Origin of the sequence: Priestia sp. YIM B13486 (assembly GCF_042787865.1) — a bacterium.
Lineage (GTDB): Bacteria > Bacillota > Bacilli > Bacillales > Bacillaceae_H > Priestia > Priestia megaterium.
Genome location: NZ_JBHZOZ010000019.1, coordinates 1 through 15,521 on the forward strand (window position 1 = coordinate 1; position 15,521 = coordinate 15,521).

The 15,521-nt window shown below is 36.8% G+C and carries 19 protein-coding genes and 1 rRNA gene; 19 read left to right on the forward strand and 1 reads right to left on the reverse strand.

Features of this window, described 5'->3' with window-relative positions; genetic code table 11:
• The 11 genes from rrf to rsmI all read left to right on the forward strand — a co-directional run.
• A 5S ribosomal RNA gene (rrf, locus tag ACFX4G_RS28215) occupies nt 1–77 on the forward strand; the annotation flags it as partial.
• A gap of 139 nt (nt 78–216) precedes the next feature.
• Entirely contained in the window at nt 217–399 is a 183-nt protein-coding gene (locus ACFX4G_RS26420) for a sigma factor G inhibitor Gin (protein WP_013081329.1), read from the forward strand.
• 153 nt (nt 400–552) lie between these two features.
• Nucleotides 553–1,977, forward strand: a complete 1,425-nt coding sequence (locus ACFX4G_RS26425; RefSeq protein ID WP_377577996.1) for an aminotransferase class I/II-fold pyridoxal phosphate-dependent enzyme — start codon at nt 553–555, stop codon at nt 1,975–1,977.
• Between the two features lie 16 nt (nt 1,978–1,993).
• Entirely contained in the window at nt 1,994–2,620 is a 627-nt protein-coding gene (gene tmk / locus ACFX4G_RS26430; RefSeq protein ID WP_377577999.1) for a dTMP kinase, read from the forward strand.
• Between the two features lie 63 nt (nt 2,621–2,683).
• Nucleotides 2,684–3,013, forward strand: coding sequence for a cyclic-di-AMP receptor (locus tag ACFX4G_RS26435; protein ID WP_043979044.1), 330 nt, complete (start codon nt 2,684–2,686; stop codon nt 3,011–3,013).
• A 33-nt stretch (nt 3,014–3,046) separates the two neighbouring features.
• The gene (gene holB, locus ACFX4G_RS26440) at nt 3,047–4,039 is read left to right on the forward strand and encodes a DNA polymerase III subunit delta' (RefSeq protein WP_377578002.1); all 993 of its coding nucleotides are present in this window, start codon (nt 3,047–3,049) and stop codon (nt 4,037–4,039) included.
• Between the two features lie 4 nt (nt 4,040–4,043).
• Nucleotides 4,044–4,871, forward strand: coding sequence for a PSP1 domain-containing protein (locus tag ACFX4G_RS26445; protein ID WP_013054847.1), 828 nt, complete (start codon nt 4,044–4,046; stop codon nt 4,869–4,871).
• A gap of 14 nt (nt 4,872–4,885) precedes the next feature.
• On the forward strand, nt 4,886–5,251 hold the full coding sequence (gene yabA / locus ACFX4G_RS26450) for a DNA replication initiation control protein YabA (protein WP_013054848.1): 366 nt from the start codon (nt 4,886–4,888) through the stop codon (nt 5,249–5,251).
• Nucleotides 5,252–5,329: 78 nt separating this feature from the next.
• Nucleotides 5,330–6,076, forward strand: a complete 747-nt coding sequence (locus ACFX4G_RS26455) for a tRNA1(Val) (adenine(37)-N6)-methyltransferase (RefSeq protein WP_097825382.1) — start codon at nt 5,330–5,332, stop codon at nt 6,074–6,076.
• On the forward strand, nt 6,063–6,350 hold the full coding sequence (locus ACFX4G_RS26460) for a GIY-YIG nuclease family protein (protein WP_043979037.1): 288 nt from the start codon (nt 6,063–6,065) through the stop codon (nt 6,348–6,350). Before ACFX4G_RS26455 ends, ACFX4G_RS26460 begins: the two co-directional genes overlap by 14 nt.
• Nucleotides 6,328–7,200: a 16S rRNA (cytidine(1402)-2'-O)-methyltransferase gene (rsmI, locus tag ACFX4G_RS26465; RefSeq protein WP_377578005.1), complete on the forward strand. Its 873-nt coding sequence runs from the start codon at nt 6,328–6,330 to the stop codon at nt 7,198–7,200. The genes ACFX4G_RS26460 and rsmI overlap by 23 nt, the downstream gene beginning before the upstream one ends.
• A 32-nt stretch (nt 7,201–7,232) precedes the next feature.
• Here rsmI and ACFX4G_RS26470 read toward each other — a convergent pair whose 3' ends face one another.
• Nucleotides 7,233–7,523, reverse strand: coding sequence for a transition state genes transcriptional regulator AbrB (locus tag ACFX4G_RS26470; protein ID WP_170836841.1), 291 nt, complete (start codon nt 7,521–7,523; stop codon nt 7,233–7,235).
• A 566-nt stretch (nt 7,524–8,089) separates the two neighbouring features.
• Between ACFX4G_RS26470 and metG the strand changes: the two genes are divergently transcribed.
• The 8 genes from metG (at nt 8,090) to ispE (ending at nt 15,482) form a co-directional block, all read left to right on the forward strand.
• Complete coding sequence (metG, locus tag ACFX4G_RS26475) at nt 8,090–10,072, forward strand: methionine--tRNA ligase (protein WP_097825381.1); 1,983 nt, start codon at nt 8,090–8,092, stop codon at nt 10,070–10,072.
• A 90-nt stretch (nt 10,073–10,162) separates the two neighbouring features.
• The gene (locus tag ACFX4G_RS26480) at nt 10,163–10,933 is read left to right on the forward strand and encodes a TatD family hydrolase (protein ID WP_013081336.1); all 771 of its coding nucleotides are present in this window, start codon (nt 10,163–10,165) and stop codon (nt 10,931–10,933) included.
• 223 nt (nt 10,934–11,156) lie between these two features.
• Nucleotides 11,157–11,720: a ribonuclease M5 gene (rnmV, locus tag ACFX4G_RS26485; RefSeq protein ID WP_013081337.1), complete on the forward strand. Its 564-nt coding sequence runs from the start codon at nt 11,157–11,159 to the stop codon at nt 11,718–11,720.
• On the forward strand, nt 11,714–12,592 hold the full coding sequence (rsmA, locus tag ACFX4G_RS26490) for a 16S rRNA (adenine(1518)-N(6)/adenine(1519)-N(6))-dimethyltransferase RsmA (RefSeq protein ID WP_377578009.1): 879 nt from the start codon (nt 11,714–11,716) through the stop codon (nt 12,590–12,592). The genes rnmV and rsmA overlap by 7 nt, the downstream gene beginning before the upstream one ends.
• Before the next feature lie 77 nt (nt 12,593–12,669).
• Entirely contained in the window at nt 12,670–13,542 is an 873-nt protein-coding gene (yabG, locus tag ACFX4G_RS26495) for a sporulation peptidase YabG (protein WP_013081339.1), read from the forward strand.
• A 273-nt stretch (nt 13,543–13,815) separates the two neighbouring features.
• Nucleotides 13,816–14,049, forward strand: coding sequence for a biofilm formation stimulator Veg (gene veg, locus ACFX4G_RS26500; RefSeq protein ID WP_013054859.1), 234 nt, complete (start codon nt 13,816–13,818; stop codon nt 14,047–14,049).
• A 194-nt stretch (nt 14,050–14,243) separates the two neighbouring features.
• A complete protein-coding gene (locus ACFX4G_RS26505; RefSeq protein ID WP_013054860.1) occupies nt 14,244–14,414 on the forward strand; it encodes a small, acid-soluble spore protein, alpha/beta type in 171 nt (56 codons plus the stop codon).
• Nucleotides 14,415–14,612: 198 nt separating this feature from the next.
• Entirely contained in the window at nt 14,613–15,482 is an 870-nt protein-coding gene (gene ispE / locus ACFX4G_RS26510; protein WP_013054861.1) for a 4-(cytidine 5'-diphospho)-2-C-methyl-D-erythritol kinase, read from the forward strand.
• Nucleotides 15,483–15,521 lie beyond the last annotated feature (39 nt).

A 15,521-nucleotide genomic window follows, 5' to 3' on the forward strand; every position in this document is an offset into this window, starting at 1 on the left:
CCGAACACGGAAGTTAAGCTCTTTAGCGCCAATGGTAGTTGGGACTTTGTCCCTGTGAGAGTAGGACGTTGCCAGGCACCTGAAAAAGGACTAGCTATTTTAGCTAGTCCTTTTTTTATTATTCACAGAGTATAAGCTATCTACATAAAATGGGGTAAATGAAGTGCATAAAGAAGTTACATCTTGTCGATACTTATTTAGTGGAGGTGGAGAGTAATGGAAAAACAAATTAAAACATGTTCCGTTTGTCATGAACAGCATACAAAGGGTATTGAGGTGTTTTCCAGCTTTATATGCCAACACTGCGAGGTAGAGATTGTAGAGGTGGATTCATCTCATTTTCGTTATCAATTGTTAGTAAATCAATTAAAGAGAATATCAGGAGCGTTTTCTTACTAAAAGCCCTTTTTTATAAGGGCTTCTTTATATGGCTCAAAAAAATCAACTAAGTTTGTTATAATGAAAGAAAAATCAATTTTGATAGAAAAAATACTTACATATTCTTTTATCAAGTTAGCAATGTTATATTTACAAAAAGTAAGGAATGGATGTATGGATACATATTTACCTTTATATAACCGTTTAGTAAGGCACAGCGAAAAGAGGTCACTCTCTTATCACGTGCCCGGCCATAAAAATGGTCAAATTCTACCTTCATATATTCAGTCTTCTTACGCAGACTTTTTGCAATACGATCTAACAGAAATTAGCGGATTAGATGATTTACATGAAGCAGAATCTGTTATTAAAGAGGCACAAGATTTAACGGCAAAGTTGTATGGAGTAGATGAAAGCTTTTTTTTAGTTAATGGTTCTACTGTAGGCAATCTCGCCGCGATTTTATCTCTTTGTCAAGAAGGAGATAAAATTGCTGTTCAAAGAGATTCTCATAAATCTATTTTTAATGCTATTGCTTTATCAAAGGCATCACCTATTTTTTTAGCTCCTGAAATAGATTCAAAAACACATCTTAGTACAGGTGTATCCATTAAAACAATTAAAGCAGCTGTAGAGGGTTCTGAGGATATAAAAGCATTTGTATTAACAAATCCTACTTACTACGGGGTGGCGCGAGATCTAAAGGAGATCATTGACTTTATTCATGGCTACAATATTCCTATAATTATTGATGAAGCTCATGGAGCCCACTTTATTTTAGGTAATCCTTTTCCGTCGTCAGCTGTTACGTATGGAGCGGATCTTGTTGTTCAGTCAGCACATAAAACGCTGCCAGCTATGACTATGGGTTCTTATTTACATATGCAGGGGACGTTGATAAATAAGCAAAGCGTTCGGCATTACCTACAAGTACTGCAGTCAAGCAGTCCCTCATACCCTATTATGGCTTCTCTTGATTTAGCACGGTATTATCTGCAGCAGTTTACTCAGCATGATATTGATAGAATGACTGATAATATTCATTCGTTTGTTGAAAAGATTAATGAGATTGATACACTTTCAACTATTGATGTGGAAACAGATCAAACTGCTACCGACCTTTTGAAAATGACGTTGACTTGTTCGGCTGCAACAGGATATCATTTGCAAAAGGAACTGGAAAAGCAAGATATTTATACAGAACTAGCTGACGTTAACTATGTATTGTTTGTTCTACCTTTGAGCAGCAGTTGGGATTTTAATGATACAATTAAGCGGGTTAGACAAGCAGTAGAGAATATACAGCGTAAGTCATATAAAAAACCAATAATCAAACCATTTCGTTTTTCAAGAGCAACGGTTCTCCTGCCTATGGAAGAAAGAAAACTAAGATCAAAGCATATGTGTTCGTTTGAAGAGGCGATTGGGTGTGTAAGCGCACAATCTGTTATTCCATATCCTCCTGGAATTCCCATTTTAATGGAGGGAGAAACGATTACAAGCAATCATATTGACTATATTTTGCATATTCAAAGGTTAAATGGTCATATTCAGGGCGGATCTTGTATGGAAGAAGGAAAGATAGAAGTATTTAAATAGAGAAAGGAATTTATACATGTCAGGAACGTTTATTACATTCGAAGGGCCAGAAGGTGCTGGTAAGACGACGATCATCCATATGGTTCAACAAAAATTAGTACAAGAGGGTTATACCATTGTATTAACAAGAGAACCTGGAGGCATACGAATTGCTGAACAAATTCGTGAAATCATCTTAAATCCATCTAATACGGAAATGGATGCCAGAACCGAAGCACTTCTTTATGCTGCGGCTAGAAGACAACATCTTGTAGAAAAAGTGATTCCTGAGCTAAATAAAGGGAATATAGTATTATGTGACCGTTTTATTGATAGCTCACTTGCTTATCAAGGAAATGCGCGGGGCATAGGCGTAGAAGATATTTTTGCTATCAATCAATTTGCTATTGAGCAAACGATGCCACAGGCCACTTTATATTTTGATATTGAGCCTGAGGTAGGATTAGAAAGAATTAATAAAGGTCGAAAAGATGAGATTAATCGATTAGATTTAGAATCCTTAGACTTTCATTATAAAGTACGAGATGGATATTTATCTCTTTTGAGTGAATTTCCAGAGCGTATTCGACGAATTGATGCAAATCAATCCGTTGAAAAAGTCTGTGAAGAAGCTTATAAACAAATAAAATTGATTTTAAAATAAATACAGATGATTGTTATTCTTGCTATACTATTCTTAACAAAAAAGTAAAATGAGGTGTTATTCATGAAATTAGTAATGACCGTTATTCAAGATTCAGATAGCTCAAAGCTTTTAAATGCACTTGTAGAAAGAGGGTTTCGTTCAACCAAATTATCAAGTACGGGCGGATTTTTAAAATCAGGGAATACAACAATTATGATTGGTACAGATGATCATAAAGTAGATGAAGTACTTGATATTATTAAGGGCCAATGTGAAAACCGCAGGCAGATGATTTCTCCTGTGGCACCGATGGGCGGTAATGCAGATTCATACATTCCGTATCCTGTTGAAGTTGAAGTGGGCGGAGCTACAGTATTCGTACTACCAGTAGATCAATTTCATCAATTTTAAGAGAGAAGATTTTAAATAGAAAGTGATGATTGAATGGGAAATACATGGGAACAGCTTGAAGCTCTTCAGCCGAACGTATTAAAGATTTTGCAAAACAGCTTACTTAAAGAGCGAGTTGCTCATGCTTATTTATTTGAAGGAAGCAAAGGAACAGGTAAAAAACAAATTAGTTTTTTGTTTGCTAAAGCGCTGTTTTGCCAAAAGCCAGTTAATCATAGGCCATGCCATGAGTGCAGTAACTGCCGGCGAATTGATTCAGGTAATCATCCAGATATTCACTTGATTGAGCCAGCCGGTTTATCGATTAAAAAAGAGCAAATTCAATTTTTGCAATCAGAATTCACAAAAACCGGTGTTGAATCTAATAAAAAGTTATATATTGTGAATCATGTTGATAAAATGACAGTAAGCGCAGCAAATAGTTTACTGAAATTTTTAGAAGAGCCTGGCAACGGAACTTATGCAATTTTATTAACAGAAAATATACAGCGCTTATTAGATACAATTATCTCACGTTGCCAAGTAATATCATTTCGATCTCTTACACCAGAACAGTTAGCTGAAAAACTAGTAGAAAAGGGCCTTTCCGGAGTAGATGCGTCCATCTTGTCTAATTTAACAAACAGCATTGATGAAGCAATTGAATTAAGTAAAGATGAATGGTTTGGACTTGCAATAAAGTTAGTGATACAATTATATGAAGTGTTAACAACGAGACCTCAACAAGCTCTTCTTTTTATTCATGAAAAGTGGGTAACACATTTTAAAGAAAAAGAACAAGCACATATTGGTTTAACTTTATTGATGCTTCTTTATCGTGATTTGTTGACGCTGCAAGTTGGACAAGAGTCTAAAATCGTCTATCGTCATAAAATAGAAGAATTAAAACAGCAAGCTCTTCAGACAACGCAGGAAAAAGCGATTTATCGCTTAGAGGTTATCTTGAAGGCCAAAAATAAATTAAATTCAAATATGAATCTACAGTTATTAATGGAACAGCTGGTGTTGGATTTGCAGGAGGGATAAAAGCTTGTATGATGTAGTAGGCGTTCGCTTTAAAAAAGCGGGAAAAATATATTATTTTGACCCTGGAGAACTTACAATTCCAGATGGTGAGTTTGTTATTGTAGAAACAGTTCGTGGTGTTGAATTTGGCAGAGTGGTTATTAATAAAAAGCAAGTAAGTGAACACGATGTCGTACTTCCTTTGAAAAAAGTAATCCGCATTGCCGAACAAAAAGACAGGCTGATTGTGGATGAAAATAAACAAGCTGCTAGAGAAGCGTATGATGTATGCGTGCAAAAAATTCAATCACACGATTTAGATATGAAGTTAGTAGATGTAGAATATACGTTTGATCGTAATAAAGTCATTTTTTATTTTACAGCAGACGGCCGTATTGATTTTAGAGAGTTAGTTAAAGATTTAGCTGCTATTTTCCGTACGCGAATTGAGCTTCGTCAAATCGGTGTACGAGACGAGGCAAAGCTGTTGGGCGGGATAGGTCCTTGTGGACGTATGCTATGTTGCTCAACGTTTTTAGGTGATTTTGAGCCGGTTTCTATTAAGATGGCCAAAGACCAAAACCTATCGCTTAATCCAACGAAAATTTCTGGTTTATGCGGACGTTTGATGTGTTGTTTAAAATATGAAAATGATGAGTATGAAACGGCAAAAGAACAGCTTCCTGATATAGGTTCAACAATTAAAACTTCAGATGGTTCAGGACGTGTAGTGGGTTTGAATATTTTGGAAAGAATTATTCAAGTGGAACTGTCAGATCACGAACAAATTTTAGAGTATACTCTGGATGAGATCAATAATGAAGGTGCTGTTTCGTTTCAAGCCACAGATTAACGAGGTGGGCAAAGGTGGATAAAAAAGAGATTTTTGATTCGGTGACAAACATGGAGGAACAAATTGGTCATTTATATAAGCAGTTAGGTGAGTTGAAAGAGCATCTTGCTGAGTTAATTGAAGAAAATCATCACCTGCAAATAGAAAATGATCATTTGCGCCGTCGCCTTGACCAGACAAACTTCGAAACGAAGCTGAAAAATAGACATTCAAAAGCAAGCGCTCAAACAAAAGAGCAAAAACAAATTGATATCGGAGAAGGATATGACAATTTGGCTCGCCTTTACCAAGAGGGTTTTCATATTTGTAACATTCATTATGGAAGTGTGCGTAAAGATGGAGACTGTTTGTTTTGCTTGTCATTTTTAAATAAAAAGTAACAACACCTCTCCCTTTTGGAGAGGTTCTTTTTATGAGTAAAAGATGTAAATAATAGATGTACAAGGAGAAGAACGACTATGGTTGAGTTATATGGAGATGAACGTTTAGATTATCTATTAGCCGATGAGGAGATGCGCATTATTCAAAGTCCGTCTGTCTTTTCCTTTTCATTGGATGCTGTGCTTTTATCTCACTTTGCTTATGTCCCAATTCGTAAAGGTAACTTGGTTGATTTATGTTCAGGAAACGGTGTAATCCCCCTGTTTTTATCTAAACGAACAAAGGGAAAAATTATTGGTGTAGAAATTCAAGAGCGGCTACATAGTATGGCGCAAAGAAGTATTGTGTATAATCAGCTCGATGGGCAGATTAAAATGATACATGGTGATTTAAAAAATGCGCCTCAAGAACTGGGTTATGGAAAATATGATGTTGTAACATGTAATCCTCCTTATTTCACCACATCCAATAAAGAAGAGATAAATGAAAACGAACACTTTGCAATCGCTCGCCACGAAATTCATTGTTCGTTGGAAGATGTGATTAGAGCCAGTAGTCAACTAGTGAAGCAAGGCGGAAAAGTGGCATTAGTTCACCGTCCAGGAAGACTGTTAGATATCGTTACGTTAATGAGGCAGTACCGTTTAGAGCCAAAGAGACTTCAGTTTGTCTATCCTAAAGATGGGAAAGAAGCAAATACACTTTTAATTGAAGGTACGAAGGATGGAAGTCCAGATTTAAAGATTCTTCCTCCCCTGGTGGTCTACCAAGATAATGATGAATACACGGACGAATTAAAAAGGATTTTATATGGAACAAAATAATCATTATTTTTACGTAGTTGAATGCAAGGACTGTACGTATTACGCTGGTTACACGAATAATTTGCAAAAACGTATTTCTGTCCATAATGAAGGAAAAGGGGCAAAATATACGAGAGCAAGAAGGCCTGTTTCATTAATTTGGCATGAGGTGTTTACTTCTAAAACAGAAGCTATGCAAAAAGAATATTGGTTCAAACAGTTAAGCAGAGTGAAAAAACAGGCTTACATTCGAAGGGAGCAAGAAAAGCAGAATGAAATCACAAAAAAGTTATGATGTATCGAATGAACGAGGCGTTTTATATTTAGTTCCCACTCCTATTGGAAACTTAGAGGATATGACATTTCGTGCGATTCGAATTTTAAAAGAAGTTGATTATATTGCCGCAGAAGATACGAGACAAACGAAAAAACTATGTAACCACTTTGAGATCGATACACCTATTACAAGTTATCATGAACATAATAAACATACAAAAAGTGAACAGCTGTTAAGCGACTTAGACAGTGAAAAAAATATTGCTTTAGTAAGCGACGCAGGCATGCCTTGTATTTCAGATCCTGGTTATGAGTTAGTGGTAGCTGCCGTTAAAGAAGGATATACGGTTGTTCCGCTGCCGGGGCCTAACGCAGCATTAACAGCTATAATTGCTTCGGGACTACCTACGGGGCAGTTTTACTTTTATGGATTTTTAAACAGAAATAAAAAACAGCGTAAAGAACAGCTTCAAGAGCTTCAGTATATTAAGGAAAGCATGATATTTTATGAAGCTCCTCATCGATTAAAAGAAACGCTAAAGAGTATAGAAGAAATTTTAGGGAACCGATCTATTGTGTTATGTAGAGAGTTAACAAAACGCTATGAAGAATTTTTAAGAGGAAGTGTATTAGAAGCAATTGAATGGACAAATGCCACAGATATTAGAGGCGAATTCTGCTTAATTCTTGAAGGGACAAATGAAGAAGCGCCAGATGAAAGTAATCTATGGTGGGAACAGCTCACCATTATCGAGCATGTTGATCACTATGTAGAAGAAGGACTTTCAAACAAAGAAGCTATTAGGCAAGTGGCAAAAGACCGAGATGTGTCAAAGCGAGACATTTATAGTGAATATCACGTACATTAAAAAAAGCTGTCTATCATAGACAGCTTTTCGTTTTATTTAGAAGCTTGTAAAGAATCTTGAAGTTCTTTCATGATTTGTTCTGCACCTTCACGGCTTAGAATTAATTTGCCGCTAGCAAGTTGAATATTATCATCAGATACTTCACCTGTTACTTGGCAAGTCATGTTTGGTTTGTATTTTTTTAAGATAATGCGCTCTTCATCTACATAGATTTCTAGAGCATCTTTCTCTGCAATTCCTAATGTACGTCGTAATTCAATTGGAATTACTACGCGTCCTAATTCATCAACTTTACGAACAATACCTGTAGATTTCATATTAATCGTTCTCCTCTCAGTAATCATTTTTCTATGTTATTACTTTCGTCATTATTCGACAATTTCAACGTACTTTCATAATACCAGCGTTTCCAAAACTAGTCAATCATTTTATATGTAAAAAAATGTAGCTGGTAAAAAATTTTTTTCTCCACTTGTTTACAAGCTAATTGTGACCGTCAGTCAAGGAATGACAAGGGGTTTCATTGGAAAAAAGATTAATCGTCTAAATAGCTTGATATTAACTATTTTGAAGATAGGGTAAATATAATTCGACATAAAACGACAAAATTAGACCTATTTGTCGTTTTCATCAAAGTGACTTTTTGAATGAGGGTATATTTTATATAAAAATAGGGCGAAGCTGATACAATTAACAGGATTATTTTTTGGAAAAATAATGATTATTTAAAAATGAAGTGAATCCGTCATATTCCGGTGTATATAGGAAGAGAATGTTTTGAAATTATCATGTAAAATAGTATGATAGATAGTAGAATAAGAAGACAGGGTTTATATGATTACGTACATATAAATCAAAATGTTGAAATGGAATGTTGGAGGTTATGAACATGGCAGATGGAAATAATACATTTTATATTACTACGCCGATTTATTATCCGAGTGGTAAATTACATATAGGGCATGCATACACGACAGTAGCAGGAGATGCAATGGCTCGTTATAAACGTTTGAGAGGGTTTGACGTACGTTATTTAACAGGTACAGATGAACATGGTCAAAAAATTCAGCGAAAAGCAGAAGAGAAAAATGTGACACCTCAGCAATACGTCGATGATATTGTATCTGGAATCAAAGAGCTGTGGGATAAGATGGATATTTCGTATGACGATTTTATCCGTACAACAGAACCCAGACATAAAGAAATCGTGGAAAAGATTTTTGCGCGCCTTTTAGAACAAGGTGACATTTATCTTGATGAGTATGAAGGTTGGTATTCAGTTCCCGATGAGACGTACTATACAGAGCATCAACTAGTAGATCCAATCGTTGAAAATGGAAAAGTTGTAGGCGGAAAAAGCCCGGACAGCGGACACCCTGTAGAGCTCGTTCGAGAAGAGTCCTATTTCTTTAAAATGGGGAAATATGTAGATCGTTTACTAGCTTTTTATGAAGAAAACCCTTCATTTATTCAACCAGAGTCCCGTAAAAACGAAATGATCAATAATTTTATTAAGCCTGGCCTTGAAGACTTAGCTGTTTCTCGTACGACGTTTGATTGGGGGGTAAAAGTTCCAGGTAATCCAAAACACGTTATTTACGTATGGATTGATGCGCTTTCTAACTATATCACCTCTCTTGGGTATGGTACAGAGAACGATGAAAACTATCGAAAATATTGGCCGGCTAACGTACATTTAGTAGGAAAAGAAATCGTACGTTTCCATACTATTTATTGGCCAATCATGTTGATGGCCCTTGATTTGCCACTTCCTAAGAAAGTATTTGCTCACGGCTGGTTATTAATGAAAGATGGAAAGATGTCGAAGTCAAAAGGGAATGTAGTAGACCCAGTGACATTGATTGACCGCTATGGACTGGATGCCCTTCGTTACTACTTACTTCGTGAAGTTCCATTCGGTTCAGACGGCGTATTTACACCAGAAGCGTTTGTTGAACGTATTAACTTTGACTTAGCAAATGATCTTGGCAACCTAGTTAATCGTACAGTGGCGATGATTAATAAGTATTTTGATGGTGTTATTCCAACTTATGAAGGTAATGTAACAGAGTTTGATGCACTTATCGTCCAAGCTCAAAAAGATACAGTGAACAAATATGAAGAAGCGATGGAAGATATGGAGTTTTCAGTGGCTCTTGCTTCTATCTGGCAATATGTAAGCCGCACGAATAAATACATTGATGAAACGCAGCCTTGGGCGTTAGCAAAAGATGAGAATAAGCGTGCAGAACTTGCTTCTGTTATGACACATCTAGCTGAATCAATTCGTCACATTGCGGTATTGCTGCAGCCATTCTTAACGCGTACACCTGAGAAGATTTTTGCTCAGATTGGTGTAAAAGAAGATGTGTTAAAAACGTGGGAAAGCACAACGCGTTTTAATATGCTTAAAGAAGGCACAAAAGTAGAAAAAGGTGAGCCAATGTTCCCTCGTCTAGATCGAGAAGAAGAGGTAGCGTTTATTAAAGAGCAGATGCAAGGGAGTGCTCCAAAGGAAGAAAAACCTGTTGTGAAGGAAGAGCCTTCTGAAGAGATTATGATTGATGATTTCATGAAAGTAGAGCTTCGTGTAGCGCAAGTTACGCAAGTAGAACCAGTTAAAAAAGCAGATAAACTATTAAAGCTGCAGCTTGATCTTGGCTATGAAAAACGCCAGGTTGTCTCAGGTATTGCCAAGTTTTATAAGCCTGAAGAATTAGTAGGTCGAAAAGTAATTTGTGTAACCAACTTAAAACCTGTGAAACTGCGCGGTGAACTATCACAAGGAATGATTTTAGCGGGGGAAGATGAGAATGGTCTTTCACTAGCAAGCGTAGATCAAAACTTAGCAAACGGCACGAAGATAAAATAAGTACACGAAGATAAAATAAGTATAGGTAAAAGGGGTGTTTCACGTGTAACATGCGAGGACCCCCTTTTATTCATGGAAAGGATCGATTAGATGTTATTTGATACACATGTTCATTTAAACGCAGAACAGTATGAAGATGATTTGCAAGAAGTAATTAATCGTGCGTTAGAAAAAGGTGTTCAAAACATGGTAGTTGTTGGATTCGATGAACCTACCATTAAAAAGGCTATTCAAATAGCTGAAACGTATGACTTTATCTATGCTAGTGTAGGATGGCATCCAGTAGATGCAGTTGATATGACGGATGAGCACTTAGCTTGGATTGAAAAGTTAGCTCAGCATCCGAAAGTTGTTGCTTTAGGAGAAATGGGATTAGACTACCATTGGGATAAATCGCCTAAAGAGGTTCAAAAGGACGTATTTCGCCGTCAAATTCGCTTAGCTCGCAAAGTGAATTTACCTATCATTATCCATAATCGTGATGCAACCGAAGACGTGGTAACCATTTTAAAAGAAGAGCACGTAGAAGAAGTTGGCGGGATTATGCATTGCTTCACGGGCAGTATTGAAGTAGCGAAGCAGTGTATGGATATGAATATGTATATTTCTTTCGGTGGACCTGTTACTTTTAAAAATGCGAAAAAACCAAAAGAAGTTGCTACAGAGCTTCCTTTAGATAAACTATTAATTGAAACAGACTGTCCTTATCTGACTCCTCATCCATTCCGCGGCAAGCGCAATGAACCTGGCTATGTTTCATACGTAGCAGAGCAAATTGCAGAGTTAAAAGGGATAACGTATGAAGAATTAGCTGATATTACAACAGCTAACGCTAAAAAGCTATTTGGAATTAATGATTAAAACTTTTTCTCATATAACAATCATTTTCGTGTTAAAGTAAAGATAGGCGCAGAGGAGAATGTTATCCTCTGCCTTTTTCAGTTAAAATAACAGGTAGATGTTTTTTAATTTAGTTGATAATAAGATAAAACGTTGATTTCATAGAAGAAAAATGATGTGCGCAATGAGCATTTCATTTTTACTGAAAAGCAAATGAACAAAACTGAATGTTTTGGAGGAAGCAATGAAGATTAAAGAAATTATTGTAGTAGAAGGCCGAGATGACACTGTAGCAATTAAACGTGCAGTGGATGCGGATACCATCGAGACAAATGGATCAGCTGTAAATGAAGAAACCATTGAGAAAGTAAAATTAGCTCAAAAAACACGAGGCGTGATTATTTTTACAGATCCAGATTATCCAGGACAGCGAATTCGAAATATTGTTTCAGAACGTGTTCCCGGATGTAAACATGCATTCCTAGATAAAGAAGAGGCTCGCCCTAAAAATGGCAAAGGTATTGGAGTTGAACATGCTTCTATTGCATCTATTCAAAAAGCACTAAAAGATGTGAAGCAAGAGTGGATGGGGGCAGCTATGGAGATTTCTCAAGAGGATTTAATCGTAGCTCGTTTGATAGGAGATAGTAAAGCCAAGTCTCGACGTGAAAGAATAGGGAAGTTATTAAAAATTGGTTATGCCAACGGAAAGCAGCTCCATAAACGATTACAGATGTTCCAAATTTCAAAAGAGGACTTTATCAGAGCTGTTGAGCAGATAAATAAGGAGGAAAAGGGATCGTGTTAAAAGATATTGCAACGCCTAATCGAACCAAGGAAATTTTAAAGAAATACGGTTTTACATTTAAAAAGAGTTTGGGACAAAATTTTTTAATTGATACGAACATTTTACATCGTATTGTTGATCATGCGGAAATAACAGAAGAAACGGGAGCTATTGAGATTGGACCTGGTATCGGGGCCTTAACTGAACAGCTAGCAAAGCGTGCAAAAAAAGTGCTGGCATTTGAAATCGATCAGCGTTTGCTTCCGATTTTAGCGGATACTCTTTCTCCTTACTCAAATGCAAAAGTTATTCATCAAGATGTGTTAAAAGCGGATTTAAAAGGGACGCTCGAACAAGAATTCGAAAACATAGAAGATTTAATGGTCGTTGCGAATTTACCGTATTACGTGACGACACCCATTTTGATGAAGTTATTAGAAGAGCAAATTCCGGTACGTGGAATCGTCGTTATGCTTCAAAAAGAAGTTGCTGACCGTATAGCAGCTAAACCGGGAACAAAAGAGTACGGTTCACTTTCTATTGCTATTCAATACTATACAGAGGCTGAGACGGTTATGATTGTGCCTAAAACAGTGTTTAATCCGCAGCCTAATGTAGACTCAGCTGTTATTCGATTGTTAAGAAGACCGAAGCCAGCGGTAGAAGTCCAAGATGAAGCATTCTTCTTCCAAGTTGTACGAGCAAGCTTCGGACAGCGCCGAAAAACAATTTTAAACAATCTAGTGAACAACTTGCCAAATGGAAAGCAGAAAAAAGTGGACATTGAGCAAGCACTTTCAACTGCTGAAATTGATCCGAAACGAAGAGGCGAAACGTTATCTATTCAAGAATTTGGAAAGCTAAGTGATCAACTTTTAAAATCATTTCGCTAAATTATCACATTTTTATCATGAAGTCATAGGCTATGAAGAGAATTTATTTTTGAAGTAGCAAAGACGGAGTGAAGCATATGAACATCAAAATTGGTGATATAGTTACACGACCTTCTTATCAAAGAGATTTGCTTTTTCGTGTTATAGCTATTAATGACAGCGAAACGGGGAAATATGCGACTTTAATAGGAGAAGACGTTCGGTTGATTGCGGACGCTCCTTGTACAGATCTAGAGGTTGTGGATGCTAAAGAACAGGATCAAAGAAAAAAACAAGAAGAAGAACTTTTAGAAAGATCCTTGGAGCTTATTCAACAGGATTATCGGCTCGTTCGAGAGAAAACTGAATATAGCATGACAAATGGATACAGCCATTCACATCGCTTATTTCAAATTCCAGGAAAGGTCCTGCACGTAGACGGAGACCCTAATTATTTACGTAAATGTTTGTTGGTTTACGAAAAAATTGGTGTTCCTGTTTATGGTGTTCATTGCGTTGAGTCAGAAATGCCTGAGAAGGTTGGAAAGCTAATTGAGGATGTAAGACCCGATATTCTAGTGCTGACAGGTCATGATGCCTATTCCAAAGGAAAAGGAAATAAAGATGATCTCCTTGCTTATAGACATTCCAAGCACTATATTCAAACAGTCCAAGAAGCAAGAAAAAGAGTTGGTAATTTAGATCAGCTGGTGATTTTTGCAGGTGCCTGTCAATCGCATTTTGAATTATTGATTCAAGCTGGAGCGAACTTTGCTAGTTCACCTTCACGTGTAAATATTCATGCTCTTGACCCTGTGTATGTAGTAGCAAAACTAAGTTTTACTCCTTTCACAGATCGTATTAATGTATGGGACGTCTTACGTAATACATTAACGGGTGCTAAAGGTTTAGGAGGAGTAGAAACAAAAGGGCTGCTTCGCACGGGCATGCCTTATGAAAGCGATGAGTAGAAATAAAAACAACTGGTTACAGCATGTACACGCATGATGTGCAACCAGTTGTTTTTTCGTATGAAGCCAAAGTATACGCTTAATTACACAAAATCATTTTCAATATTTGCTAAAGATATACATATTTCGTTGAAAAACGAGCATACTAACAGCGAAATGTAGATTCATGTTGAAAATTATTTATTGACACAATTAGAGATAGATTGTTATAATTTTATGTTTTTGACTATTTTTCTAACATGTGTTACACTATACATAGTGAGGTGGACCAATATGGCGAAAACTTTGTCTGATATTAAGCAAGCGCTGGATTTGCACCTAGGCCAACGATTAACTTTAAAAGCAAACGGTGGTCGTAGAAAAACAGTAGAACGTTCAGGTGTATTAACAGAAACGTACCCATCTGTTTTTATCGTTGAATTAGATCAAGAGGAAAACTCTTTGGAGCGCGTTTCGTATAGTTACGCAGATGTGTTAACGGAAACAGTGCAACTGAAATTTTTCTAAGAATGACATAGGCAATATAGCAAGTGGTGATGAGCAGTGGACATTGGTTTACTGCTTTTTTATTGGTCTTTTTTTCAAATTATATATGCATTATTTTTTATACATACTATACATATCGTCCTCGCGTTTCTTATGTAAAAGAGCGAGGAGATTCAGGTTGAAATTTCATTTTATACGTAAAGGAGCCATGTGCAATGTCAAGGCGTAGAGGGATTATGTCATCGAAGCTGAAAGAAGAACTGGCTAAAGAACTTGGTTTTTACGATACTGTACAAGCAGAAGGCTGGGGCGCTATCCGGGCAAAAGACGCAGGCAATATGGTGAAGCGAGCTGTAGAGCTTGCACAGCAGCAGCTGAAGCAATAGCATAGTGAAAATCAATGCTTATATGACTATTTAAAGTGAAATGAGGAAAACCGAAGTGTATAACCGCTTCGGTTTTTTTGTCCCAAAATGAAAGATAAAACATAGGATTAAACAAAGATGTTTAAATGAACAGCTATATCTTGTTCATTTTATGATAAAATAGCGTTAAACTCGATAAGATGAAGTAGGTGAAGTAAGTTGAAATTAATGGTGAAAGCACCGGCTAAAATAAATTTGTCACTTGATGTGTTACATAAACGTCCAGATGGTTACCATGAAGTTAAGATGATTATGACAACAATTGATTTAGCGGACAGAATTGAACTTTCTGACCGTGAAGATGGACGAATTGTTATCTATTCTCATAATCGCTTTGTTCCAGATGACCAGCGAAATCTCGCTTATCAGGCAGCGCAGATTTTGAAGCGACGTTATAACATTTCAAAAGGTGTAAATATATTAATTGATAAACATATTCCAGTAGCTGCTGGATTAGCTGGAGGCAGCAGTGACGCGGCTGCTACATTACGCGGTTTAAATACGTTATGGGAATTAGGGTTATCATTAGACACACTTGCAGAAATAGGGGCTGAGATTGGCTCTGACGTATCTTTTTGCGTGTACGGAGGGACAGCTCTTGCTACAGGGCGCGGAGAGATTGTAGAGCATATTGAGGCACCTCCAAGCTGCTGGGTGATTTTGGCTAAGCCTGAAATAGGTGTTTCTACAGCAGATGTATATCGAAACTTAAAAATTGAAGAGATGGATCATCCTAAAGTAGATGAGATGGTTCACGCCATACAATCAGGAAATTATGATCAAATGTGTAGCCTTGTAGGAAATGTATTGGAAGCAGTAACGCTGAAAATGCATCCAGAAGTAGCTCTCATTAAAGAACAAATAAAGCGTTTTGGCGCCGATGCTGTGCTCATGAGCGGCAGTGGGCCAACTGTATTTGGACTTGTACAGCATGATTCACGTATGCATCGCATTTATAATGGATTACGTGGCTTTTGTGATAAAGTTTATGCAGTTAGGCTACTAGGTGAACGAATAACGCTTGAATAAATCCGTATGTTAATGTTATATTTACATTACAATATTCGG

What these genes read in the sequence shown, in the direction of transcription:
- ACFX4G_RS26420 (WP_013081329.1), top strand. Translation starts at nt 217, where the DNA reads ATGGAAAAACAAATTAAAACATGTTCCGTTTGTCATGAACAGCATACA.
- ACFX4G_RS26425 (WP_377577996.1), top strand. Translation starts at nt 553, where the DNA reads ATGGATACATATTTACCTTTATATAACCGTTTAGTAAGGCACAGCGAA.
- tmk (WP_377577999.1), top strand. Translation starts at nt 1,994, where the DNA reads ATGTCAGGAACGTTTATTACATTCGAAGGGCCAGAAGGTGCTGGTAAG.
- ACFX4G_RS26435 (WP_043979044.1), top strand. Translation starts at nt 2,684, where the DNA reads ATGAAATTAGTAATGACCGTTATTCAAGATTCAGATAGCTCAAAGCTT.
- holB (WP_377578002.1), top strand. Translation starts at nt 3,047, where the DNA reads ATGGGAAATACATGGGAACAGCTTGAAGCTCTTCAGCCGAACGTATTA.
- ACFX4G_RS26455 (WP_097825382.1), top strand. Translation starts at nt 5,330, where the DNA reads ATGGTTGAGTTATATGGAGATGAACGTTTAGATTATCTATTAGCCGAT.
- ACFX4G_RS26460 (WP_043979037.1), top strand. Translation starts at nt 6,063, where the DNA reads ATGGAACAAAATAATCATTATTTTTACGTAGTTGAATGCAAGGACTGT.
- rsmI (WP_377578005.1), top strand. Translation starts at nt 6,328, where the DNA reads ATGAAATCACAAAAAAGTTATGATGTATCGAATGAACGAGGCGTTTTA.
- metG (WP_097825381.1), top strand. Translation starts at nt 8,090, where the DNA reads ATGGCAGATGGAAATAATACATTTTATATTACTACGCCGATTTATTAT.
- ACFX4G_RS26480 (WP_013081336.1), top strand. Translation starts at nt 10,163, where the DNA reads ATGTTATTTGATACACATGTTCATTTAAACGCAGAACAGTATGAAGAT.
- rnmV (WP_013081337.1), top strand. Translation starts at nt 11,157, where the DNA reads ATGAAGATTAAAGAAATTATTGTAGTAGAAGGCCGAGATGACACTGTA.
- yabG (WP_013081339.1), top strand. Translation starts at nt 12,670, where the DNA reads ATGAACATCAAAATTGGTGATATAGTTACACGACCTTCTTATCAAAGA.
- veg (WP_013054859.1), top strand. Translation starts at nt 13,816, where the DNA reads ATGGCGAAAACTTTGTCTGATATTAAGCAAGCGCTGGATTTGCACCTA.
- ACFX4G_RS26505 (WP_013054860.1), top strand. Translation starts at nt 14,244, where the DNA reads ATGTCAAGGCGTAGAGGGATTATGTCATCGAAGCTGAAAGAAGAACTG.